The sequence below is a fragment of the Pseudomonas sp. NPDC087690 genome (assembly GCF_044743175.1).
Taxonomy (GTDB): domain Bacteria; phylum Pseudomonadota; class Gammaproteobacteria; order Pseudomonadales; family Pseudomonadaceae; genus Aquipseudomonas.
Genome location: NZ_JBIUVX010000056.1, coordinates 1 through 23,943, shown reverse-complemented (window position 1 = coordinate 23,943; position 23,943 = coordinate 1). Strand labels below are relative to the sequence as shown.

The following is a 23,943-nucleotide window of genomic DNA, read 5'->3' as shown; positions in this document are numbered from 1 at the left end:
GTGCCCTTGATGAAGCGGTCGGCCAGGAACATTTTCTTTTCCGGGTCGAAATACTGGGTGATCGAGCGTTGGGCGATGTGCCCGGCGTCACGCAGCTTGATGTAGATCTGGCTCGACAGCTCACGGTTTTCTTCGGCGTGAGTGGAGTGGAAATTGTCGAAATCAACCAGGAACTCGGCAAAGTCGGCGCTGTGTTCAGCCTGCACGTTGGCGATCAGTTGTTCCGGGGTGATGCCTTCCTTTTCTGCACGCAGCATGATCGCCGATCCGTGGGCGTCGTCGGCGCAGACATAAATGCATTGATTGCCACGATGCTTCTGGAAGCGCACCCACATATCGGTCTGGATATATTCCAGCATATGGCCAAGGTGAATCGAACCGTTGGCGTAGGGCAGGGCGCTGGTGACGAGGATCTTGCGTGGTTCGGACATGTGGGGCTTCGCTACTTGATGAAACGGAGGTCGGCCACTATAAAGCGCTGGCGCATATTTTTCACCCTGTGCACCTGTTTCACTGGATGAGAAACAGCAAAGATCAACAGATCGTCCGAACGCGGCCCGAGCCTTCGGCAGCGCTTACATATAATCCCCGGTAGGAGCTGCCGAAGGCTGCAATCTTTTCAGGTACGATACCCGCCATCTTTTCCCAGTCTTGTTATCGGAGTTGCCCATGAGCGCCGTCACTCGCGCAGCGGTGGAAGCCGTCCTCAGCCAATACACCGACCCTTACCTGAACCAGGACCCGGTCAGCGCCGGATGCGTGAAGAACATCGAAATCGTCGGTGATCGCGTCAATGTGCAGCTGGAAATCGGTTACGCCGCCGGTCTGTTCAAGAGCGGCTGGGCGCAACTCCTGCAACTGGCCATCGAAAACCTCGACGGCGTGGTGACCGCCAAGGTTGAAGTCAACAGCGTGATCGCCGCGCACAAGGCGCAGGCGCAGATTCCGGGGCTGGCCAACGTCAAGAACGTGGTCGCCGTGGCCTCGGGCAAGGGTGGTGTGGGCAAGTCGACCACCGCCGCCAACCTCGCACTGGCGCTGGCCCGCGAAGGCGCCAAGGTCGGCATTCTTGACGCTGATATCTACGGCCCGAGCCAAGGCATCATGTTCGGTATCCCCGAGCGCACCCGCCCGGAGGTCAAGGATCAGAAGTGGTTTGTGCCGCTCAAGGCCCACGGTGTCGAAGTCATGTCGATGGCCTTCCTGACCGACGACAACACGCCGATGGTCTGGCGCGGGCCGATGGTTTCCGGCGCGCTGCTGCAACTGGTCACGCAAACCGCATGGGGGGATCTGGATTATCTGGTCATCGACATGCCGCCAGGCACCGGCGATATCCAGCTGACCCTGGCGCAGAAAGTCCCGGTGGCCGGTGCCGTGATCGTCACCACCCCGCAGGATCTGGCCCTGCTCGACGCGCGCAAAGGTGTGGAAATGTTCCGCAAGGTCAACATTCCAGTGCTGGGTGTGGTGGAAAACATGGCCGTGCACATCTGCTCGAACTGCGGACATGCCGAGCATCTGTTCGGTGAGGGCGGGGGCGAGAAGCTGGCGACCCAGTACGGCGTGGAACTGCTGGCTTCGCTGCCGCTGTCGATGCTGATCCGCGAGCAGGCTGATGGCGGCAAGCCAACGGTGATCGCCGAGCCGGACAGCCAGATTGCCATGGTCTATCAGGAACTCGCCCGCCACGTCGGCGCGCGGATCGTGTTGCAGGAAGCCGCTACCCCGGCGATGCCGAACATCACCATCAGCGACGATTGATGCATCCGCAACACCGATAACCCTGTAGGAGTGAGCCTGCTCGCGATAACGGTCGATCATTCAACACATTTGTTGAATGTTAATCCGCTATCGCGAGCAGGCTCACTCCTACATTTGTTTTGTGTTGTCAGTCAGATGCGCAACCCGCCATCCATCTCCAGAATCCGCCCGGTGTAATAGTCGTTTTCGAAGATATACGCCGCCGAATGCGCGATCTCTTCCGGCTTGCCCATGCGCTTGAGCGGAATGCCCGACGTCATCTTCTCCAGCGCTTCCGGTTTCATGCCCAGGGTCATCTCGGTCTCGATGAAGCCCGGTGCGATGCCGGCCACGCGAATGCCATAACGCGCCAGCTCCTTGGCCCAGGTCACCGTTGCTGCTGCAACGCCAGCCTTGGCGGCGGAATAGTTGGTCTGGCCAACGTTACCGGCGCGCGAGATCGACGAGATGTTGATGATCGCGCCGCTGGTCTTCAGCTCGACCATTTTCGCCGCCACCTCACGGGTGCAGAGGAACACGCCGGTCAGGTTGACGTCGATGACGGCCTGCCACTGTGCCAGGCTCATCTTGGTCATTTCACCGTCCTTGACCTTCAACAACAGGCCATCGCGCAAAATCCCGGCGTTGTTGATCAGACCGTGGATCGCACCGAAATCGGCGGCGACCTGAGCGACCATGTGTTCGACCTGCTCTTCATTGGCAACGTTGCACAAATAGCTGCGCGCCTCGACACCCTTGGCCTTGCAAGCCGCAACCGCGTCGTCGAGTTTTTCCTGGTTCAGGTCGACCAGCGCGAGTTTCGCGCCTTTGCCAGCGAAATACTCGGCCATCGAGCGGCCCAAACCCTGGCAACCGCCAGTGATAATGATTACTTTGTCGTTGAGTTGCATTCGCATGCCCCGATAGCAGGTCTGAGTAGTTATTGTTGTGAGCGACTCCCGATCTACACCGGCCGTGGCGGGTTTGCACATGAGAATTGCCTCAAGGCGTGACTGGGACTTGAATCCCGGCGCCTGTCCGTTTTTTCGACGAATTCTATTTAAGGAGTCATAAATTGAGCGTTGAAGTGGCCAAGAATGCCCGAGAATTGCTTCTCAAGGAATACCGTGGAGTGCTGTCGACCCACTCCAAATCGATGCCCGGTTTTCCTTTTGGCTCCGTGGTGCCGTATTGCCTGGACGAGCAGGGCCGCCCGCTGATCCTGATCAGCCGCATCGCCCAGCACACCCACAACCTGCAAAAAGACCCGAAGTGCTCATTGCTTGTCGGCGAGCGCGAGGCTGACGACGTGCAAGCCGTTGGTCGCCTGACCTATCTGGCTGAAGCGCAAAAGATCGAAGACGCCGCTGCGATAGAGTCCGCCGCCGAGCGTTATTACCGTTATTTCCCGGATTCGCAGAATTACCACAAAGCCCACGATTTCGATTTCTGGGTGCTGACCCCGGTGCGCCATCGCTACATCGGCGGTTTCGGCGCGATTCATTGGGTTGATCAATTGACCCTGGCCAATCCGTTCGCCGGCAAGGCTGAAATCAGCATGGTCGAACACATGAACAGCGACCACGCCAAAGCCATCGCGCACTACGTCGACCTCGCGGGTCTGCCGCAAACCGTGCCGGCACAACTGGCCGGGATCGACACCGAGGGCATGCACCTGCGCATCGGTCAGGCGTTGTACTGGCTGCCGTTCCCGGCGCTTTGTAATACGCCGACACAAGTGCGCGAAGCCCTGGTTTCTCTGGCTCACGCCGAGGTCTGGCCAAAAAATGAGGTGGCCGACGCTTGAATTCACGAAAGGTCGACGTCATCTAAGGCTTACTGCAAGGCATTTCTTGCGTTGAGGAAACTTTGATGCGCCCTTTTCTGTTGCTCTTTCTGCTGTTTCCGGTGCTGGAGCTGTTCGTATTCGTCAAAGTGGCAGGGGCTATCGGGTTTTTCCCGGCCCTGCTGCTGATCATTGTCGGCTCGATGTTCGGCATTTTCGTGCTGCGCGTCGCCGGTCTGGCCACTGCATTGCGTGCCCGTGAAAGCCTGAACCGCGGCGAACTGCCTGCGCAAACCATGCTGGAAGGTTTGATGCTGGCATTGGCCGGTGGCCTGTTGATCCTGCCGGGCTTCATCAGTGATGTGGTCGGTCTGGTAATGCTGCTGCCGTTCTCCCGTCGTCTGCTGGCGAACAAAATGCGCCAGCGCGCCGAAGAACAGGCCATGCGCCAACGCGCGTTCGCCGACGATCTGCAACCCCGTGGCGGTCCGGCGCCGCGCGAGCCTCTGGGCCGCGAGGGTGATGTGATCGAAGGCGAGTTCGAACACCGCGACACCAAGTAACGGCGATATCGACACGGCACCTTCGGGTGCCGTGTTCATTTATGGGCTGCTTTTGTGCAGAACATCGGTGAAAAATTTTTCGCCTCGCCCTTGTAATAAGCTTATGCGCCCTTATGTATCGGTCACCGAAAGGTTTCTGGCATTTGAGCCAGTCAGTCTTCCGCGACTCGCTTGACGAGCCGCAACCGGCGCAGGCCGGATTTGTTAAACCCGCCGGGAATACACCGGCCGATGAAAACCACAATTAGGAGAGATCGACAATGAAGCTTCGTCCTCTGCATGACCGCGTCGTAATCCGTCGCAGCGAAGAAGAAAAGAAAACCGCTGGCGGTATCGTCCTGCCAGGTTCGGCTGCTGAAAAAGCCAACCACGGTGTGATTCTCGCTGTAGGCCCGGGCAAAGCTCTGGAAAACGGCGAAGTGCGCGCACTGTCCGTCAAGGAAGGCGACAAGGTTGTGTTCGGTCCTTACTCCGGCAGCAACACTGTGAAAGTCGACGGCGAAGACCTGCTGGTAATGAGCGAGAACGAAATCCTCGCTGTTATCGAAGGCTGATACCCCCGTTCATTTTCCCGCTACTACAAAGTATTTAAGGAATATCGATCATGGCTGCTAAAGAAGTTAAATTCGGCGATTCCGCCCGCAAGAAAATGCTCGTTGGTGTCAACGTCCTGGCTGACGCAGTAAAAGCGACCCTGGGCCCGAAAGGCCGTAACGTGATCCTCGAGAAGAGCTTCGGCGCTCCGACCATCACCAAGGACGGCGTTTCCGTCGCCAAAGAAATCGAACTCGAAGATCGCTTCGAAAACATGGGCGCGCAGCTGGTCAAAGACGTTGCCTCCCGTGCCAACGATGACGCTGGTGACGGTACTACCACCGCTACCGTTCTGGCTCAGTCGATCGTCAACGAAGGCCTGAAAGCCGTCGCTGCCGGCATGAACCCGATGGACCTGAAGCGCGGCATCGACAAGGCGACCATCGCCATCGTCAAAGAGCTGAAAAACCTGTCCAAGCCATGCGCTGACACCAAGGCTATCGCTCAGGTAGGCACCATCTCGGCCAACTCCGACAACTCCATCGGCGACATCATTGCCGAAGCCAGGGAAAAAGTCGGTAAAGAAGGCGTGATCACCGTTGAAGAAGGCACTGGCCTGGAAAACGAACTGTCGGTTGTAGAAGGCATGCAGTTCGACCGTGGCTACCTGTCCCCGTACTTCGTCAACAAGCCGGAAACCATGGTTGCCGAACTGGACAACCCACTGGTTCTGCTGGTCGACAAAAAGATCTCGAACATCCGCGAAATGCTGCCAGTACTGGAAGCCGTTGCCAAAGCCGGCCGTCCACTGCTGATCGTTTCCGAAGACGTTGAAGGCGAAGCCCTGGCGACTCTGGTTGTGAACAACATGCGTGGCATCGTCAAAGTCGCAGCCGTCAAGGCGCCAGGCTTCGGCGACCGTCGCAAGGCCATGCTGCAGGACATCGCTGTTCTGACCGGCGGTACCGTTATCTCCGAAGAGATCGGCCTGAGCCTGGAAGCCGCTACCCTGGAAAACCTGGGCAGCGCCAAGCGCGTGACCATCTCCAAGGAAAACACCATCATCGTTGACGGTGCTGGCGTTGCAGGCGACATCGAATCGCGTATCGCTCAGATCCGCGCTCAGGTTGCCGAAACTTCCTCGGACTACGACCGTGAAAAACTGCAAGAGCGTCTGGCCAAACTGTCCGGCGGCGTTGCAGTGATCAAGGTTGGCGCTGGTTCCGAAGTTGAAATGAAAGAGAAGAAAGCCCGCGTTGAAGACGCCCTGCACGCTACCCGTGCAGCCGTTGAAGAAGGCGTGGTACCTGGCGGTGGCGTTGCGCTGATCCGTGCACTGGAAGCCATCCTTGACCTGAAAGGCGACAACGCCGATCAGGACGTAGGTATCGCTGTTCTGCGCCGTGCAATCGAAGCTCCGCTGCGTCAGATCGCTGCCAACAGCGGCGACGAGCCAAGCGTTGTGGTCAATGAAGTCAAGAACGGCAAAGGTAACTTCGGTTACAACGCTGCGACTGGCGAGTACGGCGACATGATCGAAATGGGCATCCTGGACCCAACCAAGGTGACCCGTTCGGCTCTGCAAGCAGCCTCGTCGATCGGCGGTCTGATCCTGACCACCGAAGCAGCTGTAGCTGACGCGCCGAAGAAAGATGGCGGCGCTGGCGGCGGCATGCCAGACATGGGCGGCATGGGTGGCATGGGCGGCATGATGTAAGCCTGCCTTACCCCTGTAACGCAAAACCCCGCTGACGCGAGTCAGCGGGGTTTTTTATTGTCCAGATCCTGGCTTCACCGCGAATCAATGTGGGAGCGAGCCTGCTCGCCAATTCGGTGTGTCATTCAACATTTATGTTGGCTGAACCGACGCCTTCGCGAGCAGGCTCGCTCCCACCATTGGATTGGTGTTTCAGGCGCTGACCGGTTGTGCCTTGGCGACTACCTCAGCCTTCACCGCCGGGCGATACAGCACCCAGTAATACGAGCCCAGGCAAATCAACCAGCAGAAAATCGCCGTCCACACGTTGTGTGAAAAGAAGTGCGCGCCCTGCATCATCCGGCTGATCGAAAACACCGAGCCCAGTGCAAAGGCGAAGATAAACGCCTGTCTGGCCAGACGCGGACGGCGGTCACGCAGCACAAAAAACAGCGCAAACAAGGTGAACCCGGTAGCCGCATGCCCCCCCGGCCAGCAACGACCAGGCTTGTCGGTCTGCGGACGATGCTCCATCAGCTTGCTGTAAGTCTCATGGCCGCCAAATTGCTCAAGGCTCCACGGGCACTGCACGGCGGTCACGGCTTTGACTGGCGTGACGAAAGACGTCGCCAGCCCCAGCGACAACACCAGGCAACCCAACTCACGCTTGAACGGTTTCAGCCGCTCAATGAAGAACGCACCGATGAAACCGAGGATCGCAAACACCGAAAAGGCGATTACCAGTTCTTTGGCGCGGTCGTGCAGGATGTCTTCGAGAAAGTAACTGTGGCGCCCGATAAAGTCGCCCGCGACCGGGTCGTAAAACAGTCTGGCCAGATACATGTCCAGATCGGTGAGTTCGAGCAGTACCAGAATGATCGCCGCAATGGCAGGTAATCCCAGGCACCACCAGAAATTCAGCGGCCTGGAAACGGGACGGGCAGAGGTCGACACCATGATGATTCCTTGGTCGGTAAGTGTGTTCTGAGGAGCGCAGCCGCGGGGAGTCTGCGCGTGCCGGCGTCGAGGATTTGTTAATCGAAAGTGAAAAAAACGTTGCCCGGCACAATGAACGATTTTCTCCGCAAACAACCCAACACATGCCTAGCGGTAAGCCACACTTGGCCTTAAGCTGCGCGGGCCAAGACGGCCGTTACCGTGTACGGAAGAGGTGCCCATGCGAATCCTAGTGGTCGAAGACAACCGCGACATCCTGGCCAATCTGGCCGATTATCTGGGCCTCAAGGGCTATACCGTCGATTGTGCCCAGGACGGTCTGTCGGGACTGCATCTGGCGGCCACCGAGCATTACGACCTGATCGTGCTCGACATCATGTTGCCGGGGATCGACGGCTACACCCTGTGCAAACGTCTGCGTGAAGATGCCCGCCGCGACACGCCAGTGATCATGCTCACCGCCCGCGATCAGCTTGATGACCGTTTGCAGGGTTTCAAGTCCGGTGCCGATGATTACCTGATCAAACCGTTCGCCTTGTCCGAGCTGGCGGCACGCGTCGAAGCGGTGATGCGCCGTGCACAGGGCGGCGGACGACGGGCGTTGCAAGTGGCGGATTTGAGCTATGACCTTGATACGCTGGAAGTGACGCGCGACGGCAAGCTGCTCAAACTTAATCCGGTCGGCCTCAAATTGCTGGCCGTGTTGATGCAGAAAAGCCCGCACGTCTTGCGCCGTGAAGTCCTCGAAGAAGCGCTGTGGGGCGATGATTGCCCGGACAGCGACAGCCTGCGCAGCCATGTGCACCAGCTGCGCCAAGTGATCGACAAACCTTTTGCCAAACCACTGCTGCATACCGTGCACGGCGTGGGTTACCGCCTGGCCGATGCGTAATGGAGTTTAGACAGAGCCTTTCCCAACGGATCATCATCGCCTTCGCGCTGATGAGTGCGCTGGTGGCTGGCGCCTTCGCCATGGGCATCGTCGCGACCGTGCATCTGGTGGAAGAAAAGCTGATTTCGGCGGGGCTGGGCGGTGACCTGCAGCGTCTGCTTTTGATGGACAACGTCTCGGACTGGAGCCACCGGCCGGAGCCCGATCAACTGTTCTATTTCAGTGGTGGGCCGGGCGATTTCGAACTGCCGAAGGATCTGCGTCACCTCGATTCGGGTTTCCACGAAGTCTTTCGCGAGCAGCTGTCGTACCACGCAATGGTCGAAATCGTCGACGGTCGCCGTTATGTGCTGCTGCAGGATCAAAGCGATTTCGAAGAGCGCGAGCGTGTTTTGTTTGCCGTAGTGCTGGTGGGTTTTGTGCTCAGTCTGGCGCTGGCGGTATTCCTTGGCTGGGTGCTGGCACGCAAAGTGATGGCGCCGGTTGTACGCCTTGCACGGCAGGTGCGCCATCGTGATCAACTGCTCGGATTGGCGCCACCGCTGGCGCCCGATTACGCGGCTGACGAAGTCGGGGAATTGGCGGTGGCTTTCGATGCCACACTGGGACGTTTACGGCAGGCGCTGACCCGCGAGCGCTTGTTTACCAGTGACGTCAGCCATGAATTGCGAACGCCGCTGATGGTGCTGGCGAGCTCCTGTGAATTGTTACTGGAAAACCCGGGCATCGATCAGCGTGGACGTTCTCAGGTTGAGCGCATCGCTCGTGCCAGCGAAGAGATGCGCGAGCTGGTACAGACTTTCCTCATGCTTGCTCGCGCTCAGCATGAAGACGCTGGCATGGCGCCTCAGCAAAACCTTGCCCAAGTAGCCGAAAACCTGCTTTGTCTGTGGCGCGGGCCCATTCAAAGCAAAGGTCTGAAACTGCTTTATGAGCCGGGCAGTCTGCGGGATACCCGTTATAACGCGACCCTGTTGAATGCTGTCATGGGCAACCTGTTGCGCAATGCATTGCATTACACCGAGCAGGGCTTCATTCGCCTGGCGCTCAATGCCAACGGGTTTGTGGTCGAGGATTCGGGCGTGGGTATCCCCGAAGAAAAACGCGAGGCGATGTTCGAGCCGTTTGTCCGTGGCAGTGAGAAGCGGGGAGAGGGATTGGGGCTGGGCTTGTCACTGGTACAGCGCATCTGCGAAGACCAGGGCTGGACGGTGTCCTTGAGCACCATGGAGCCCAATGGCTGTCGCTTCGAAGTTGATCTGGGCAAAGCCTGAGAGGCGGTGGTGGCACCCAGCCACTCCCGCCAACCTGTCTAAATCCTGTATAACCTTGAAATAGTTTGGCGGTTTACCCAACAATTTTTTCACAAATGGATGACCTGACGCTGACACGCTGCTCCCTAAGGTGGTGACAACAGCAATTCAGGAGTCCTGGTGATGGCCGGCCCGATCAAACTCGATTTTTCCGAAAAGTACGACGACAAGCACGCGCAAAAATATTTGCGCAAGCATCAAGCCAATCTCGGTCGGCGGTTGTCCCATTGGCGTGACGAACAGTTGGCCCGAAAAGCGCTGACGTTGGCCGGTGAACCAGGGCTGGTGCTGGATTTGCCGTGCGGTGCGGGGCGTTTCTGGCCACTACTGGCAGAAAAACCGAATCGGGTGATCATTGGCGCGGACAACTCCGAATCGATGATCAAGACGGCGATGCAGGCGCAAGCGGCCGATGTGGTGAAGCGGGTACAACCCTTGCACACATCTGCGTTCGACATTGCTTTGCCTGATAATGCCGTCGATAGCATTTTCTGCATGCGTTTGCTCCATCACATCGGTGAAGCCGAGCATCGACGGGCCATTCTGCGTGAGTTCGAGCGCGTCACCCGCGACAGCGTGATCATTTCGCTGTGGGTGGATGGCAACTTCAAGGCCTGGAAACGCAAAAAGGCCGAGGCCAAGCGTGGGCAGGAAGGTTACCAGAACCGTTTTGTGTTACCGGCCGCTACGGTCGAGAAAGAATTCGAGGCCGCAGGGTTCCGCATTCAGGAACAATTGGATTTCATCCCGCTCTATGCCATGTGGCGGGTTTACGTATTACGCAAGAGGTAGTGGGATGGCAGTGCAATTTGCAGCAGAAACGGGCGTCGCTCCGCAGGATCGCTTTGACTATTACTGGAACCAGCACGGTGAGTGGGTAGAAGAGCCCAACGTCCGCCGTGGTGGCGAAAGTGGTGTGCAACGGGTCATGGGACGTGACGGCCAGTTGTTGTATGCAAAGCGCCAGACCGGGCATATCTATCGCAGCTGGTTGCACCCTTTCGGTCGCCCGACGGTATTGCGTGAGCTGGATGCCCTGACCGGCGTCAGCAAAATCGGGGTGCGGGTGCCGGAAATCGTTTTCTGCGGCGCTCAGCCTGATCCGCAGTACAAGTGGCGTGCGCTGTTGGTGACCAAGTCGCTGGATGGCTTTGACGAGCTGGAAAAATGGGAAGCGGCAGGCGGGCGTGCGCAATACGGTGAAGCCGTTTACGAACGCGTATTGAAAGACCTCGCCGAAAACCTCGCGCGCATGCACAAGGGTCGTTGGCAGCACAGCTGCATCTATATCAAACACGTGTTCGTGCGGGTCACTGGCGAAGGCGATTCGGCCAAGGTCGAAGTTGCGCTGATCGATCTGGAGAAATGCCGCCAGCGTCTGACCGCTCATCGCGCCGCCTCCCACGACATGAAGCAATTGCGCCGCCATTCGTCGTTCAGCGAAACAGACTGGAAAAAACTCGTCTATTTTTATGAGACGGCGTTTGGCAGCGCTATCAAAGGTTTATAGCGATGAAACTAGAAATTGCACGAGGTTTGTTTCTGGTTGGAGCCTTGGCAGTTGCATCATTGGCGGTGGCAGCCTGGGAGCAGCCCCGCATGCAGGTTGTGGGTGCGTCGTTCGACGACGCCCACTGCGCAGTACCGCGGGTGGCAAAAGCCTCCGTGGCGACCAAACCCGATCATGATCTGTTGCTGTTCATGTTCGGACTTTCCCAAGGGATGAGGCCGCAGAGTTGAACCGATTGAAGCCCACATAAAAGGCCTCGCAGATGCGAGGCCTTTTTTATGCAAGCAAGATCAAACGATCGCAGCCTTCGGCAGCTCCTACATGGATCGGTGTAGGAGCTGCTGAAGGCTGCGATCTTTTTGCTTTCAAGGCTTATCAGGTTTCGCCAGCAAGGTGTAAACGCACGGCAGCACAAACAGCGTAAACAATGTGCCGATCGACATCCCCGTGGCAATCACCATACCGATATCAAAACGGCTGACCGCACCGGCACCCGTGGCGAGAATCAACGGCACCATGCCAAACACCATCGCCGCCGTGGTCATCAACACCGGGCGCAAACGAATGGCCGCGGCTTCCTCAACCGCCTCGCGTGCGGTCAGCCCCTTGTCCTTGCGCAACTGGTTGGCGAATTCGACGATCAGGATCCCGTGTTTGCTGATCAGACCGATCAACGTTACCAGCCCGACCTGGGTGTAGATGTTCATGCTCGACCAGCCAAGGAACAGCGGAATCAGCGCCCCGCAGATCGACAGCGGCACCGTCACCAGAATCACCAGCGGATCGCGGAAACTCTCGAACTGCGCTGCCAGCACCAGAAAGATGATCGCCAGCGCCAAGGCGAACGTCACCCACAAGGCACTGCCTTCCTGGACGAATTGTCGCGATGCACCGCCATAGTCGAAGGCAAACCCGGCCGGTGCCTCTTCGCGGGCGATCTGCAGCACGGTGTCGATGGCTTCGCCCATGCTCACCAGCGGAAAGCCGGAAATCTTCGCCGCGTTGAGTTGCTGGAACTGGTTGAGCTGGCGCGGTCGTGCGCGGTCACTGACTTTGATCAGCGTCGACAACGGCAGCAATTCGCCCTGGGTGTTTTTCACGTAGTAACTGTTCAGCCAGTCCGGATTGTCGCGATAGGGCCGTTCAACCTGAGCAATCACCTTGTAGCTGCGCCCATCAATGGTGAAACGGTTGATTTCCGCCTCGCCCAGCAGCGTTGCCAGCGTGCCGCCCAAGTCCTGCATCGACACGCCCATCTGCGCCGCTTTGGCGCGGTCGATATCGACGACGACTTCGGGTTTGTCGAACGCCAGATCAAGGTCGACGAAGGCAAACTTGCCCGACTCCATGGCGCGCTTCTTGATCCGGTCGGCGACTTGCAGCAGCAGTTCGTAATCGTTGGCCGTATTGACCACGAACTCGAACGGCAGGCCCTCACCGGTGCCGGGCAGGGAGGGCAGGTTGAAACCGAAAATCTGCAATCCCGGGATCGCACCCAGTTTGCCTTGTACCTCGGGGAGGATCTGCATCTGCGTGCGGCTGCGCTCGTTCCATGGCTTGAGCAGGAAGCCGCCGATGCCCGCCTGTACACCGTTGTAGCCGTTGATCTGGAACGAGGAGTAGTACTCCGGGAATTCCTTGAAGATCTTGATGAATTCGTCGGTGTAGGTGCTCAGGTAATCAAGGTTGGTCGGCTGCGGGGCGGTGGCCATCATGAAAATAATGCCCTGATCCTCGTCCGGCGCCAGTTCCGATTTGGTGAACTTGAGGAACACCGGGATCAGGCACAGCACGATCACCGCGAACACCAGCACCACCGGCCGCGTGTTCAGCGTGCCGTGCAGCATGCTCTGGTAGCGGCGCTTGAGGCCGTCGAAGATGCGGTCGAGACGATGGGCGAGGCCGCTGGGGTTTTGCTCATGGCGCAGCAGATAGGCGCACATCATCGGCGACAGGGTCAGCGCGACGATGCCGGAAATCACCACAGCGCCGGCGAGGGTCAACGCAAACTCCTTGAACAGCGCCCCGGTGAGGCCGGTGAGAAACCCGATCGGCGCATACACCGCCGCCAGAGTGATGGTCATCGACACCACCGGCATGGCAATTTCCCGCGCGCCTTCCAGCGCCGCATCAAACGGCGTCTTGCCTTCCTCGATGTGCCGGTGGATGTTTTCCACCACAACAATTGCATCGTCGACCACCAGACCGATGGCCAGTACCATCGCCAGCAGCGTCAGCAGGTTCATCGAGTAGCCCATCATCTGCATGAAAAACATCACGCCGATCATCGACAGCGGAATGGTCACCACCGGGATCACCACCGAACGCAGCGCACCGAGGAACAGGAACACCACGACGATCACGATCAGTACCGCTTCGAACAGGGTTTTCACCACCTCGTCGATCGAGGCTTGGATGAACAGCGTGGCGTCGTAGGCGATCTCGCTTTTCAGGTTCGGCGGCAGTTGCGCTTCCAGCTCCGGCATCAGCTTGCGCACTTCCTTGATCACGTCCAGCGGGTTGGCGCCCGGCGTCGCCTTGATGCCGATGTACACCGACGGCGTGCCGCCGAACGAGCTGATCGAATCGTAGTTTTCCGCACCCATTTCCACCCGCGCGACATCGCTGAGCAGCACCCGGCTGTCGCCACTGACCTTGAGCGGAATGGCCGCAAACGCCTCGGCGGATTTCAGTTCGGTGTTGGCGTTGATGCTGGTGACCACGTATTCGCCTTTCACCTCGCCGGCGGCGGAGAGGAAGTTGTACTGGCGCACGGCGTTGGTCACATCACTTGCGCTGAGGCCGAAACCGGCGAGTTTCACCGGGTCGAGCCACAGGCGCATGGCGAACACCTGATTGCCGAGAATCTCCGCTTCGGCCATGCCCGGCAGCGTCGCCAGTTTTGGCTGGATCACCCGTGACAGGTAGTCGGTGATCTGCGGGTTGCTCAAATCCTTGCTGAAGAAGCTGATGTACATCAGCGCCGAAGCGTCGGCGGATTCCTTGCTCAACACCGGGTCTTCGGCGTCCTGCGGCAGCTTGTTTTTGACTTCATTGGCCTTGGCCAGCAATTCGGTGAACAAACGGTCGGTGTTGGCGCCGATGCGCGCATAAATCGAGATCACCGAGAAGTTCTGCCGGCTGACCGAGGTCATGTAGTCGATGCCCTCGGCGCTGGCCAGACTCTGTTGCATCGGCTGGGTGATGTAACCCTGAATGGTTTCGGCGTTGGCCCCCGGGTAAGCGGTGGTCACCGTGATCAGGGCGTTTTCCATTTGCGGGTATTGGCGCAGCGGCAGCTTGCTCCAGGCCTGAAAACCCAGCAGCACAATCAACAGGCTGACCACGGTGGCGAGCACCGGGCGGCGGATGAACGGATCGGTAAAAGCCATGGGGATTCCTTGATCAGTCAGCGCGAGGCGGACTGTTCTGCTCGCCGAGGGTCTTGTCGTCGCTGATGGCAATGTGTGCGCCGTTGTCCAGTTTGATCTGGCCGGCCGTCACCACTTGTTCGCCGCTCTGCACGCCCTTGTTGATCATCACCAAGCCGTCGCGGCGTTCACCGGTTTCGATGAAGCGGCGTTCGGCGATCAGTACTGGTTGGCCTTTGTCGTCTTTCTCGACGTTGCCGTCCTCGGCTTTCTTCTGCCCGACCACGTAGATCGAGTTGCCGTAAAGGGTGTAGGTGATCGCGCTTTCCGGCACGACGATGTGTTTCTGCGGATCGGGCAGCAGCACTTCAAGGCTGGTGAACATGCCAGGCAGCAATTTACCGTCCGGGTTGCCCAGGGTGGCGCGGATCAGAATGTTGCGCGTGGTGCTTTCGACGATCGGGTTGATCGCGCTGATCTTGCCGGCGAAGTTTTGCCCGGGGTAAGCGGAGACCGAGATTTGCACCGGTTGACCGATGGCCAGTTTCGGCACCGATTGTTCGGGCAGGTAGAAGTCGGCGTAGAGGCTGCTCAAATCCTGCAATGTGGCAATTTTGGTGCCGCTGGCAAGGTAGTCGCCGACGTCGACCTGACGGATGCCGATGGTGCCGCTGAACGGCGCGAGGATGCGTTTTTTCGCCAGCGAAGCGTTGAGCTGATTGACCGTGGCTTTGTTCTTTTGCAGCACGGCGGAGAGGCGGTCGTATTCGCCTTTGGAGATCGCGCGGCTGTCGACCAGTTGACTGCCACGGCCGAAGTCCAGTTGCGCCAGACCCAGATCAGCCTTGGCGGTTTCCAGCAATGCGGTTTCGACGGCGCTGTCGAGTTGCAGCAGCGGTTGCCCGGCCTTGACCTTCTGTCCGGATTCGAATTTGAGTTCGGTGACGGTGCCGGCGACTTCCAGGCTCAGCTCGACGCCTTGCAGCGCCTTGAGCGTGCCGACGGTGGGCAGGCGCATCTGCCACGGCTGTTCGGTCGCGTTGGCCACGGCGACACTGATCGGCGGCTTTGGCTTGGAAAAGCCCTGGATCATCGTATAGATCGAAAAGGCTTTGTACCCGCCCAGCACCAGGACGATCAGTAACACAACACCCAACATGATCAGCATGCGGCGACGCAGCATATTTCCAGTTCCTTGGATAAATCAGGTGAGACAGGCGGGCACATTACTCCGAGTACAGGGGGGATTCCAACTGGCAGTTATTACAAGGGGGCGCAAAAAGATCGCAGCCTTCGGCAGCTCCTACAGAGGAGTGTATTCCAATGTAAGAGCTGACGAAGGCTGCGATCTTTTAAGGCTGTTTCAGGCCATCAGATGCAGATGGTTGTCCCAGAGCCCCGCCGGCAACTCCAGCGGCTTGGCCAACAGTTCATCCTGACGGCAATCGTAATAGCGGCAACGACCCTGACCGGAGGTCACGACAAAGCCGTCCTGCACCGCCCCCACGCCCGCGCAATCTGGCAACGGCGCATCGAGGCGCACTTCACCGCTGTCCAGATCCCAGATAAAGAAGCGGTTGCCACGTGGCGCCGTCAGTGCAACCAGACGCAAATCGCTATGCACCGCAACACTGGCGGTGTAATGCCCCATCGACTGCAACTGATGCTCCGGCACCGGGAACGCCACGAATGGCTGCCCCGGTCGCTTGATCGCCAGCAACTCCGAACGCTCGTGCGAGGCGCCCATGAATTGCTGACCGGCAACGATGGTGCCGTCGCTGGCGATGCCCAGATGGCGCACGCTGTTCATCTGCTGGGCGAGGGTTTCCTTGCTCAGCAACGTACCGTCGCGTTGCATCAAGACCAGACTCGGCTCCATGGCGTTGAGGTTCATGTCGACGCGGCTTTCCGCCTCGGTACGAATCCCGCCATTGGCCACCACCAGCGTCTCGCCGTCGGGCATCCACGACACTTGATGCGGGCCGAGACCGTGGGTGGAAATCTCGCCGGTGTGCACCAGCCGTTCGCCTTCGAACTTGTATACGCCGAGCAAACCACGGCCAGGATCGGTCGTGTCGTTCTCGGTGGCGTACAGGTACTCACCATCCTTGTGCACCACGGCATGCCCGTAGAAATGCCGGTTCGGCTGCGAGGTCACGGTCTGCAACAGCGCGCCGTCGCGCAGGTCGATCAGATAGCTTTCAGTGCCCGGACGCCGTGCGACGAACAGCGCAATCGGCTGCGTCGGGTGGTTGATGATGTCGTGGCAGCGCTGCCCGACTTCGGTGGCGAACACGCGCGTGCCGTCCAGCCGATAACCGACGGCGTAGTGCTTGCCGTCGGTATCGTCGCGCGCCGACAGCAACAGCGGGCTCTGATCCTTGCGTTTGAACAGCGTCCAGCCGCCCAGCGTCACTGCTCCCAGCAGTGCACTACCTAAAGTCAGAACCTGGCGTCGCAGCATGGCACTTGCCCTCATCAGTCACCGTCGTTGGCGTTGAAGCCCAGCTGGATGCCCAGCGCCTTGGCCAGCTCGCCTTCGTGCAGGCGATGGACGACGTTGAGGCTGTCGTAGATATCGTTGAGTTGCTGGCGACCGGCGTCGTCTTCGAGCATTTCGCCGAGCGAGCGCTGAGTGCTGTCGAACAGTTTCAGCGAAGCGGCATAAGCGGCGTCGATCTTGTCGGCCAATGGCTTTTGCTCAGCCGGCAACAGACCGCGCAGGCCTTTGTTGTCGACGCCTTCCCACACGGTTTTCGCCGCCGCGAGGCTGGCTTCCAGTGCGGTCAGCGAAGACTGGCTGCGCCATGCATCGGCCTGGAACGGCTGTGGCACGCCTTTGCTCTGGCGGCCCATTGGCGTGCCGAGTTTTTTCTTCAGGGTGTCCAGCGCGGTGACTTGCACACGCAGCAGATCGGCGATCGCTTCGTGGGAGTCGGCATAACGCTGGTTGGGGAACTTGGTCATCTGCGCAAGCATGCCGTCGGTGTTGTTCCAGTTTTGCAGAATCTCTTCGGCCAGTTGCTTCTGACGCTCGCCGATGGCGATCAGCAGTGGGCAGTACTTGGCTTTCTGCTCGGCGTTGGCGACGTCAGGCTTGGCGTCGAACAGGATGTATTCGTAGGCCGACAGGCCTTGCACCACAACACTCGATTTGGCCAGTGCGGCGGCATCGATCTGTGGCTGCGCCACCACCAGTTGCTCGACCTGACGGCCGACGAGGTTTTTCTTGTCAGGCCAGAACTGCACCTGCCACGAACGATTGCCCTCGGCCAACGGACCGATCAGCAGCGGTTGCAGCTCGGCCCAGGCTTTCTGCGCGTGGAGGAAGTCGGCGCGGGCGGTCTCCAGGGTTTCTTTGCCCTGACAGTAGGCGAGGGCGCTGACCGCCAGTTGCTTGTCGGCTTCGACCCAGCGGGTGTAGGTCGGCAGGATCACCGATTTGGCGATGGCCGCCGAGGTGACCGCTTGCGGATCCTGCGGCGAGCAGGCGCCGAGGGCGAGCGCGGCAAGGCTGGTGAACAGTAGCTTGGGACGGAACATGTCGGGCTCCCGATTCTTTATCAATGTTTAAAGTGAATTCAGAAACGCCAGCAGCGCGGCACGCTGCTCGGCATTGAAGGATAAAACCTGTTGCTGCGCCGCTGTCGCTTCGCCGCCGTGCCAGAGCACCGCTTCGAGCAGATTGCGTGCGCGACCGTCATGCAAAAACTGTGTATGACCGCTGACTGCTTGCGTCAAGCCAATCCCCCACAATGGCGGGGTGCGCCAGTCGCGGCCAGAGGCCTGGAATTCAGTGCGGTTGTCAGCCAGGCCGTCGCCCATGTCATGCAGTAGCAGATCGCTGTACGGGCGAATAACCTGATTGGCCAGTTCAGGTTCGGCGGCGTTGGCGGCGGTGGTGTATTTCGGCGTGTGGCAGGAATCGCAGCCGGCCTGGAAAAACAGGTTCTTGCCGGCGATGACGTCAGCATCGTTAACGCCACGGCGTGCAGGCACGGCGAGGTTGCGGCTGTAGAACAGCACCAGACGCAGGATGTTATCGCTGACTTCCGGTTCGCCGTTCGGACCATTGCCGTTCGGCGCCTGCTTGCAGGCGGTTTGCGCGTCGGTGCAGTCATCGAAGGGTCTCAGGCTGGTGGTGAGGCCCATATCACCCGAAAACGCGTGAACATTCTGTTGATTGAGGTTCGGTTGCCCGGCTTTCCAGCCAAATCTGCCCATGACGGTTTTTTGCAGCGCGTCATCCCAGACCTGATTGGGCCGCCCATGGATGCCGTTTTTCGCTTTGGCTTGCGCAGCGGCGTTGGCGAGGATGGCTTCTTCGGGGATCGCTTCGAGCAGGCCCAGACCGATCATTGGCGGGGCTACTCGGGCTGAGAAACGCGTGTCCGGGTGCATCGGGCCGTAACCGAGTTGAGTGATCTGCAACAGCGGTTTGCGCAGTTCGACTTCGGTGCCGTCCTTGAAGCGCACGGGCACTGGTGTGTACTCAACGCGCACTTTGCCTTCCGGCGTGACACCGGGCACCGCCATGTCCTGGAACTGACCGCCGTACACCGGCTCCGGCACCACGCCGACCTGTTCAATGACTTTGGCAAACTCCGGCGCATCGGGAATCGACAGACGCACCAGCATCGACACGGCGTTGGGCGCATCCGGCGGTGGCGGATGACCGCGACCGTCCTTGATGTGGCAGCCCTGACAGGCGTTGGTGTTGAACAACGGCCCGAGGCCATCGCGTGCGGTAGTCGTCGACGGGGCGATCACCCACGGGCTGCGAAAGAAGCTGTTGCCGACGCTGAAATCCACCCGCCGCGATGGCGGCAGGTTGGCAGAGGGCAGGGAGAATGCATTCTGATCGGTCTTGCGCACGGTCGCCGCACCGCCGGAACGTGCTTCACCGGGCTCGGCCTTGGTGAAACGCGGGGCGTCATCGCAGGCACTCAGGCCCAAGGCCAGAAACAGTGCGGACAAGCGAAGAGGCAGCGAGGGCATCAGACATCCTGCGGACGGGCGAAAATAAAGGCGCAAAGTCTAACAGGGCGAGGGGGTTTGAATAAGAGGAATTATCGTTTGCTTGATACAGCGCAAATCTGAAGAGCAATGCAAAACCCCTGTAGGAGTGAGCCTGCTCGCGATAGCGGAGTGTCAGTCGACTAACTTCTGGCTGACACTCCGCTATCGCGAGCAGGCTCACTCCTACAAAGGGCTGTGTTTGGCAGGTATGAAAAAGGCGACCCGAAGGTCGCCTTTTTTAACGCGGACGCTGTGATCAGAACTCGTGATCAGCGTTGTCCGGGTTCAGGTCGCTGATGCCCAGTTTGCCGGCAGCGGCTTCGATCGAACCGGTCTGCTTGACCAAGGACGCGATCGCGTCGCGAACGATCTGGTTGCCAGCGGTGTTGCCGGCTGCGATCAACTGGTCGTAGTGCTCACCCTTGTTGGCGTGATCGACCATGACCTGGATCTTCGCTTCGGTGGCAGCCAGATCGGCTTTCAGCGCGGTGTCGGCAGCCGGGTCAGCCTTGGCCACCAGCGACGACAGGCTGGCGCCGGTCATCTTGGTGCCGTCAACACGGGTGTACTCGCCCAGGTAGACGTTACGAATGCCTTTGGCATCGTAGAAGTGCGAGTTGTGCGTGTTGTCGCTGAAGCAGTCCTGCTCGTCTTCAGGGGAGTTGGCTTCCAGGGAAACCTTCATGCGCTCGCCCGCCAGTTCGCCAAGGGACAGGCTGCCCATGCCGAAGAGCATTTTGCGCAGACCGGTTTCGCCCGGTTCGGCTTCCAGGGTGGCGCGGTAGTTGTCAGCCACGTTCGGCTTCCAGTTGCCGACCATTTCTTCCAGGTCGCTGACCAGCAGTTGGGTCACCGACTTCAGGTAGGCACGACGACGATCGTTGTGACCGCCAGTGGCGCCGGCGCCTTCGAGGTAGTCCGAAGCAGGACGGTTGCCAGCGCCAGGGCCGGTACCGTTGAGGTCCTGGCCCCAGAGCAGGAATTCGATGGCGTGGTAGCCGGTGGCGACGTTGGCTTCGGAACCGCCCAGCTCGTTGAGGCTGGCGAGTTTTTCCGGGGTGATGTCTTTGACGTCGACCTTGTCTTCGCCGACCTGAACTTCGGTGTTGGCGATGATGTTGGCGGTAGCGCCCGGGTTACCCAGTGCGTGCTCGTAGGATTTGTCGACGTAGTCGATCAGACCCTCGTCCAGTGGCCAGGCGTTAACCTGACCTTCCCAATCGTCGATGATGGTGTTGCCGAAGCGGAACACTTCACTCTGCAGGTACGGAACGCGCGCGGCGACCCAGGCAGCCTTGGCAGCTTTCAGGGTGTCGGCGTTCGGCTTGGCGAGGAATGCGTCGACGGCGGTCTGCAGGGTTTTCGCGGTGGATTCGGCATCGCTGTAAACCGCGAAGACGATGTCGGCGTAGTGCGCGACCACAGCCTTGGCGGCGGCTTCGTCGACTTTACCGGCAGCGGCAGGCGCCGCCGCTGGTGCGGTGGTGCTGGCGGCTGGCGTCGGTGCGGCCGGAGCGGCGGCCTTGTCTTTGCCTTCGCCGCAACCGGCGAGGGAAATAGCGATGGCCAGCAGACTGGCGGTAGCCAGAGGCATACGAATCATGGCGAACATCCTGCTTCGGTGGTTTATAGGACAGGCGCGGGGGTGCGCAAAACTGCGACATAATGCAAATCTTTCGCATTATGTGTAAAGGGAGTGCTTGGAAATATTTCTTATTCACGCACCAGGATCAAAAGATCGCAGCCTGCGGCAGCTCCTACAGGGGGAACACATTCCAAATGTAGGAGCTGCCGCAGGCTGCGATCTTTTGACCTTCTAGAGAATGGCCGCGTTACTGCGTTGCGCCTGCTTGAGGTAGGCACTCAACTCACGCGCCGGCAACGGCTTGCTGTAGTGGTAACCCTGACCTTCATGACAGCCCTCGGAGATGATGTAGCTTTCCTGCTCGGCGGTTTCCACCCCCTCGGCAATCACCTGCATGCCCAGGCTTTTACCCAGTTGAATGATCGCGCGAACGATGGTCGCATCGTCGTCGTCATCGAGCAGATCCTGAACGAAGCTCTTGTCGATCTTGATCTTGTCCAGCGGCAGGCTTTTCAGATAACTCAGCGACGAATAGCCCGTACCGAAATCGTCGATGGCAATCAGTGCGCCGGAGCGACGCAGGCTCAGCAAGTGCTGGGCGGCGGTGCTGATGTCTTCCATCAGGCCGGTTTCGGTGACTTCCAGCTCCAGGCTGCGTGGCGGCAGGCGGTACATCTGCATCAGGTTGTTGACCACCCGTGGCAACTCGGCATGGTGCAGTTGTACGGTCGACAGGTTCACCGCCATGCGCAGATCGGCGAAGCCCTGATCGTGCCAGTCACGCAATTGCTTGCAGGCCTGATCGAGCACCCATTCGCCGATGGCGATGATTGTGCCGTTTTGTTCCGCCAGCGGGATGAACAGATCCGGCGGCACCAGACCGTGCTCCGGGTGTTGCCAGCGAATCAGCGCCTCGACGCCCACTACGCGGTGGTCGCGATAGCTGATCTGCGGCTGATAGACGAGGTAGAACTGGTCGCGCAGCAAGGCATCGCGCAAATCCTTTTCCAGTTCGCGGCGGCGACGCATCTCGCTGTCGACGCTGGCGATGTAGAACTGATAGCGGTTGCGCGAGCGAGTCTTGGCCAGAGTCATGGTCTGTTCGGCTTTCTGCAGCAACTTCTCGGTGCTGTCACCATCCTCCGGGAACAGGGTGATGCCGATGGTCGCACGCAGGCGGATTTCCTGATTCTCGAGGGCGAACGGCGCTTCCAGGTCATCGAGAATGCTTTGTGCCAGTTCTGCCGCTTCGTAAGGCTGTTCTATATCGGCCTGCACCAGGGCGAACTGGTCGCCACCCAGACGGGCGAGGGCACCGAGGCGGCCGCTATGGGCGCGCAGGCGATCAGCCAGCGCCAACAGCAACTGGTCGCCGGTCTGGTAGCTGAATTGTTCGTTGATGCCCTTGAAATCATCCAGCCCTACACATAACACCGCGACCCGGCGCTGCAGCTTGCCGGCGTCGACCAGAATCTTGTCCAGTTGTTGCTGCAATTGCTGGCGATTCGGCAGGCCGGTGAGGAAGTCGTACTGAGCCATGCGCAGCAGGCTGTTTTCCGCTTCGTGGCGTAGATGGGTGTTGCGTTCGATTGATTCGAGAAGCTGATTGGCGGTGTTGATCCAGATACCCAGTTCGTTTTTCTCGTGGCCCTTGAGCTGCGGAATCTTGTGTTCGCTGGGGCGATCGGGATTGATCTCGGTGAGATGTTCGATGATCCGCGACAGCGGTTTGGTCAGCAGCCAGTGATAGACCAGATACAACACCAGGCCCATGGCCAGTGCGCGCAATACGCCAGAAATGAAAATGATCACCGAACTGATGATAAAACCCTCGCCATAGGTGGCGGTGTCGAGGGTGATGCTCAAGTCACCGTAATATTCGCTGTACGGGCCGCGTCCCACCAATTGCGTGGTGAAAGTGCGCTCCTGGCCGAGGATCAGGTCGGTCAGCCAGCGGCTGTTGGAGTGCTGCAGGTCGCGGGATTTCTGCGCGAGCATGGCTTCGTTGGGGTGGCCGATGGAAGCCTGACGCACCGCGTCGTCCTGGAACAAGCCTTCAATCACCTGCATGCCCATCTCCCGGTCCAGGCTATACACGGCCTGGGTGGACGGATCGCGGAACATGTCGAGGATTCGTTCAGCGTCGCCGGCGACCGCCTGACGGGTTTTATAGGCATCGAAAACAATCTGCGCGCAGCTCAAGACCACACCGACGATCAATGCCGACAGGAGCACGACCCGGAGCAACTTCACCGACAAGCTGTTCTTGAGTTCCAGCTTCAAAGGGTTATTCCTTGTTCCGTGCGGGTAGCGTCAGTTTGCCATGAGTATTGGCAATCCCGAGTTGGCAGTCAAAGGGACAATCAGGCCCAGGATAATTTGCCTGTGGCCCTGGCCGAAATGCTGCTGTCTGGAGTATTAGCCCTAATTTGTACTATGTCGGTAGTTTCGCCCCTCAACTTGAGCGGTTCGCAGCATTTTTTCCGCTGTTTTGATGTTAGCCCTCTGTACGGCGGCAGCAAGCCAAAGCAGTGGGAAAAAACCGACCCCAATGTAGGAGCTGCCGAAGGCTGCGATCTTTTGATCTTCGGCGTACTTGAATACGTCAAAGATCGCAGCCTTCGGCAGCTCCTACAGGAAGTCAAAAGCGTTGAGTGTTCGCAGGTTTCGTCCGTGCGTATAAATCACAGGCATAAAAAAACCCGGCAAAAGCCGGGTTTTTTGACTGGCGCGCAGCTTAAGCGGTGAAGGTTTTGCCTTCGAACTGCTCAGCGACGAACTTCCAGTTGACCAGGTTCCAGAACGCTTCGACATACTTAGGACGAACGTTGCGGTAGTCGATGTAGTAAGCGTGTTCCCAGACGTCGCAGGTCAGCAGCGGGGTGTCGCCGCTGGTCAGCGGGTTGCCGGCGCCGATGGTGCTGGCCAGAGCCAGGGAACCGTCAGCCTTTTTCACCAGCCAGCCCCAGCCGGA

The 23,943-nt window shown here is 59.1% G+C and carries 22 protein-coding genes; 11 read left to right on the top strand and 11 right to left on the bottom strand.

Going from position 1 to position 23,943, the window contains the following annotated elements; genetic code table 11:
• On the bottom strand, positions 1-431 hold a 431-nt coding region (locus ACIPIZ_RS27500), incomplete at its 3' end, for a class I tRNA ligase family protein (protein WP_401168573.1).
• Between the two features lie 238 nt (positions 432-669).
• Between ACIPIZ_RS27500 and apbC the strand changes: the two genes are divergently transcribed.
• Positions 670-1,764 carry an iron-sulfur cluster carrier protein ApbC gene (apbC, locus tag ACIPIZ_RS27495; RefSeq protein WP_122662936.1) on the top strand — a complete coding sequence of 365 codons (1,095 nt, stop codon included), beginning with the start codon at positions 670-672 and terminating at the stop codon, positions 1,762-1,764.
• Positions 1,765-1,895: 131 nt separating this feature from the next.
• Here apbC and ACIPIZ_RS27490 read toward each other — a convergent pair whose 3' ends face one another.
• Positions 1,896-2,654, bottom strand: coding sequence for an SDR family oxidoreductase (locus ACIPIZ_RS27490; RefSeq protein WP_064391936.1), 759 nt, complete (start codon positions 2,652-2,654; stop codon positions 1,896-1,898).
• Positions 2,655-2,818: 164 nt separating this feature from the next.
• Between ACIPIZ_RS27490 and ACIPIZ_RS27485 the strand changes: the two genes are divergently transcribed.
• The 4 genes from ACIPIZ_RS27485 to groL all read left to right on the top strand — a co-directional run bounded on the left by ACIPIZ_RS27485 (position 2,819) and on the right by groL (position 6,343).
• The gene (locus ACIPIZ_RS27485; protein WP_064391930.1) at positions 2,819-3,550 is read left to right on the top strand and encodes a HugZ family protein; all 732 of its coding nucleotides are present in this window, start codon (positions 2,819-2,821) and stop codon (positions 3,548-3,550) included.
• 65 nt (positions 3,551-3,615) lie between these two features.
• Positions 3,616-4,092 (top strand): FxsA family protein, encoded by a 477-nt coding sequence (locus tag ACIPIZ_RS27480; RefSeq protein WP_064391928.1) that lies wholly within the window; start codon positions 3,616-3,618, stop codon positions 4,090-4,092.
• Positions 4,093-4,352: 260 nt separating this feature from the next.
• A complete protein-coding gene (locus ACIPIZ_RS27475) occupies positions 4,353-4,646 on the top strand; it encodes a co-chaperone GroES (protein ID WP_007916610.1) in 294 nt (97 codons plus the stop codon).
• Positions 4,647-4,696: 50 nt separating this feature from the next.
• Entirely contained in the window at positions 4,697-6,343 is a 1,647-nt protein-coding gene (gene groL, locus ACIPIZ_RS27470; protein WP_401168569.1) for a chaperonin GroEL, read from the top strand.
• 192 nt (positions 6,344-6,535) lie between these two features.
• Here groL and ACIPIZ_RS27465 read toward each other — a convergent pair whose 3' ends face one another.
• Positions 6,536-7,279, bottom strand: a complete 744-nt coding sequence (locus ACIPIZ_RS27465; RefSeq protein ID WP_401168566.1) for a phosphatase PAP2 family protein — start codon at positions 7,277-7,279, stop codon at positions 6,536-6,538.
• A gap of 220 nt (positions 7,280-7,499) precedes the next feature.
• Between ACIPIZ_RS27465 and colR the strand changes: the two genes are divergently transcribed.
• The 5 genes from colR (at position 7,500) to ACIPIZ_RS27440 (ending at position 11,224) form a co-directional block, all read left to right on the top strand.
• Positions 7,500-8,171, top strand: a complete 672-nt coding sequence (colR, locus tag ACIPIZ_RS27460; protein ID WP_064391922.1) for a two-component system response regulator ColR — start codon at positions 7,500-7,502, stop codon at positions 8,169-8,171.
• Positions 8,171-9,445 (top strand): HAMP domain-containing sensor histidine kinase, encoded by a 1,275-nt coding sequence (locus ACIPIZ_RS27455; protein ID WP_064391921.1) that lies wholly within the window; start codon positions 8,171-8,173, stop codon positions 9,443-9,445. The genes colR and ACIPIZ_RS27455 overlap by 1 nt, the downstream gene beginning before the upstream one ends.
• 162 nt (positions 9,446-9,607) lie before the next feature.
• Entirely contained in the window at positions 9,608-10,276 is a 669-nt protein-coding gene (locus ACIPIZ_RS27450) for a class I SAM-dependent methyltransferase (protein ID WP_064391919.1), read from the top strand.
• Positions 10,277-10,280: 4 nt separating this feature from the next.
• Positions 10,281-10,994, top strand: coding sequence for a lipopolysaccharide kinase InaA family protein (locus ACIPIZ_RS27445; RefSeq protein ID WP_064391917.1), 714 nt, complete (start codon positions 10,281-10,283; stop codon positions 10,992-10,994).
• Positions 10,995-10,996: 2 nt separating this feature from the next.
• On the top strand, positions 10,997-11,224 hold the full coding sequence (locus ACIPIZ_RS27440) for a hypothetical protein (RefSeq protein WP_064391915.1): 228 nt from the start codon (positions 10,997-10,999) through the stop codon (positions 11,222-11,224).
• A gap of 135 nt (positions 11,225-11,359) precedes the next feature.
• On the opposite strand, the gene ACIPIZ_RS27435 is transcribed toward ACIPIZ_RS27440, so the two are convergent.
• From ACIPIZ_RS27435 to ACIPIZ_RS27405, 7 genes are all read right to left on the bottom strand, one after another.
• Positions 11,360-14,386, bottom strand: coding sequence for a multidrug efflux RND transporter permease subunit (locus tag ACIPIZ_RS27435; protein ID WP_122662928.1), 3,027 nt, complete (start codon positions 14,384-14,386; stop codon positions 11,360-11,362).
• 13 nt (positions 14,387-14,399) lie between these two features.
• Complete coding sequence (locus ACIPIZ_RS27430) at positions 14,400-15,548, bottom strand: efflux RND transporter periplasmic adaptor subunit (protein ID WP_064391909.1); 1,149 nt, start codon at positions 15,546-15,548, stop codon at positions 14,400-14,402.
• A gap of 180 nt (positions 15,549-15,728) precedes the next feature.
• Complete coding sequence (locus ACIPIZ_RS27425; protein ID WP_401168562.1) at positions 15,729-16,829, bottom strand: DUF1513 domain-containing protein; 1,101 nt, start codon at positions 16,827-16,829, stop codon at positions 15,729-15,731.
• Between the two features lie 14 nt (positions 16,830-16,843).
• Positions 16,844-17,908 (bottom strand): imelysin family protein, encoded by a 1,065-nt coding sequence (locus ACIPIZ_RS27420; RefSeq protein ID WP_007916589.1) that lies wholly within the window; start codon positions 17,906-17,908, stop codon positions 16,844-16,846.
• Between the two features lie 27 nt (positions 17,909-17,935).
• Complete coding sequence (locus ACIPIZ_RS27415; RefSeq protein WP_105707096.1) at positions 17,936-19,363, bottom strand: di-heme oxidoredictase family protein; 1,428 nt, start codon at positions 19,361-19,363, stop codon at positions 17,936-17,938.
• A gap of 277 nt (positions 19,364-19,640) precedes the next feature.
• Entirely contained in the window at positions 19,641-20,987 is a 1,347-nt protein-coding gene (locus ACIPIZ_RS27410) for an imelysin family protein (RefSeq protein WP_064391901.1), read from the bottom strand.
• A gap of 213 nt (positions 20,988-21,200) precedes the next feature.
• Positions 21,201-23,252, bottom strand: coding sequence for a putative bifunctional diguanylate cyclase/phosphodiesterase (locus ACIPIZ_RS27405; RefSeq protein ID WP_401168559.1), 2,052 nt, complete (start codon positions 23,250-23,252; stop codon positions 21,201-21,203).
• Between the two features lie 102 nt (positions 23,253-23,354).
• Here ACIPIZ_RS27405 and ACIPIZ_RS27400 point away from each other — a divergent pair, with 102 nt between their 5' ends.
• A complete protein-coding gene (locus tag ACIPIZ_RS27400; RefSeq protein ID WP_105707092.1) occupies positions 23,355-23,717 on the top strand; it encodes a hypothetical protein in 363 nt (120 codons plus the stop codon).
• Here the strand turns inward: ACIPIZ_RS27400 and ACIPIZ_RS27395 are convergent.
• Positions 23,707-23,943: superoxide dismutase (locus ACIPIZ_RS27395; RefSeq protein ID WP_401168556.1), on the bottom strand; the 237-nt coding region annotated here is incomplete at its 5' end. The two genes, ACIPIZ_RS27400 and ACIPIZ_RS27395, sit on opposite strands and share 11 nt — an antisense overlap.

What these genes read in the sequence shown, in the direction of transcription:
- ACIPIZ_RS27490 (WP_064391936.1), bottom strand. Translation starts at nt 2,654, where the DNA reads ATGCAACTCAACGACAAAGTAATCATTATCACTGGCGGTTGCCAGGGT.
- ACIPIZ_RS27440 (WP_064391915.1), top strand. Translation starts at nt 10,997, where the DNA reads ATGAAACTAGAAATTGCACGAGGTTTGTTTCTGGTTGGAGCCTTGGCA.
- ACIPIZ_RS27435 (WP_122662928.1), bottom strand. Translation starts at nt 14,386, where the DNA reads ATGGCTTTTACCGATCCGTTCATCCGCCGCCCGGTGCTCGCCACCGTG.
- ACIPIZ_RS27465 (WP_401168566.1), bottom strand. Translation starts at nt 7,279, where the DNA reads ATGGTGTCGACCTCTGCCCGTCCCGTTTCCAGGCCGCTGAATTTCTGG.
- ACIPIZ_RS27480 (WP_064391928.1), top strand. Translation starts at nt 3,616, where the DNA reads ATGCGCCCTTTTCTGTTGCTCTTTCTGCTGTTTCCGGTGCTGGAGCTG.
- ACIPIZ_RS27420 (WP_007916589.1), bottom strand. Translation starts at nt 17,908, where the DNA reads ATGTTCCGTCCCAAGCTACTGTTCACCAGCCTTGCCGCGCTCGCCCTC.
- ACIPIZ_RS27455 (WP_064391921.1), top strand. Translation starts at nt 8,171, where the DNA reads ATGGAGTTTAGACAGAGCCTTTCCCAACGGATCATCATCGCCTTCGCG.
- ACIPIZ_RS27450 (WP_064391919.1), top strand. Translation starts at nt 9,608, where the DNA reads ATGGCCGGCCCGATCAAACTCGATTTTTCCGAAAAGTACGACGACAAG.
- ACIPIZ_RS27430 (WP_064391909.1), bottom strand. Translation starts at nt 15,548, where the DNA reads ATGCTGCGTCGCCGCATGCTGATCATGTTGGGTGTTGTGTTACTGATC.
- ACIPIZ_RS27445 (WP_064391917.1), top strand. Translation starts at nt 10,281, where the DNA reads ATGGCAGTGCAATTTGCAGCAGAAACGGGCGTCGCTCCGCAGGATCGC.
- colR (WP_064391922.1), top strand. Translation starts at nt 7,500, where the DNA reads ATGCGAATCCTAGTGGTCGAAGACAACCGCGACATCCTGGCCAATCTG.
- groL (WP_401168569.1), top strand. Translation starts at nt 4,697, where the DNA reads ATGGCTGCTAAAGAAGTTAAATTCGGCGATTCCGCCCGCAAGAAAATG.
- apbC (WP_122662936.1), top strand. Translation starts at nt 670, where the DNA reads ATGAGCGCCGTCACTCGCGCAGCGGTGGAAGCCGTCCTCAGCCAATAC.
- ACIPIZ_RS27475 (WP_007916610.1), top strand. Translation starts at nt 4,353, where the DNA reads ATGAAGCTTCGTCCTCTGCATGACCGCGTCGTAATCCGTCGCAGCGAA.
- ACIPIZ_RS27410 (WP_064391901.1), bottom strand. Translation starts at nt 20,987, where the DNA reads ATGATTCGTATGCCTCTGGCTACCGCCAGTCTGCTGGCCATCGCTATT.
- ACIPIZ_RS27425 (WP_401168562.1), bottom strand. Translation starts at nt 16,829, where the DNA reads ATGCTGCGACGCCAGGTTCTGACTTTAGGTAGTGCACTGCTGGGAGCA.
- ACIPIZ_RS27415 (WP_105707096.1), bottom strand. Translation starts at nt 19,363, where the DNA reads ATGCCCTCGCTGCCTCTTCGCTTGTCCGCACTGTTTCTGGCCTTGGGC.